General features: G+C 71.7%; 1 protein-coding gene. It reads left to right on the top strand.

Going from position 1 to position 442, the window contains the following annotated elements:
* The coding region (locus NVV99_RS27325) for a hypothetical protein (RefSeq protein WP_260783286.1) at nt 1–442 on the top strand (442 nt) is incomplete at both ends.

Raw genomic sequence — 442 nt, 5'->3', positions numbered from 1 at the left:
GGGTGCTGGGCACCCTGACGGTCGGGGGCGGCATGTACGCCGGATCGTCGCTGCGCGTTGCCCCCACCACCACAAAGTCGCTGGCGACGCAGCTGCGCGAGCAGCTCGACCCGATCATCGACCAGGCCCTCGAGCGCGGACTCGGATTCACCGCCCCGGCCCCCGATCCGACGCAGGTCGAAGCGTTCACCACGCCGGGGCTGCGCACCGGCGCCGACCTCGACTCCAACGAGGTGCTGCCCGGTGCGATGCGTTTCAACGAGGCCGAGGACCGCTTCGAGCAGTTCACCCTCGGTCGCGGCTGGGCCGAGGCCGGCTGCCGCGGCAAGGATCTGGCCGAGCAGTGGAAGGTCATCGTCGCTCTGGGTGAGACGGTGATGGAGCTGGCCGAGGCCAGCCGCTCGCGCACCGCCACCGTCGCCGACCGCGACGTCATCCGCGC

This window comes from Rhodococcus sp. PAE-6 (assembly GCF_025290685.1).
Lineage (GTDB): Bacteria > Actinomycetota > Actinomycetes > Mycobacteriales > Mycobacteriaceae > Rhodococcus > Rhodococcus pyridinivorans.
This window is presented reverse-complemented; position numbering and strand designations above follow the sequence as displayed.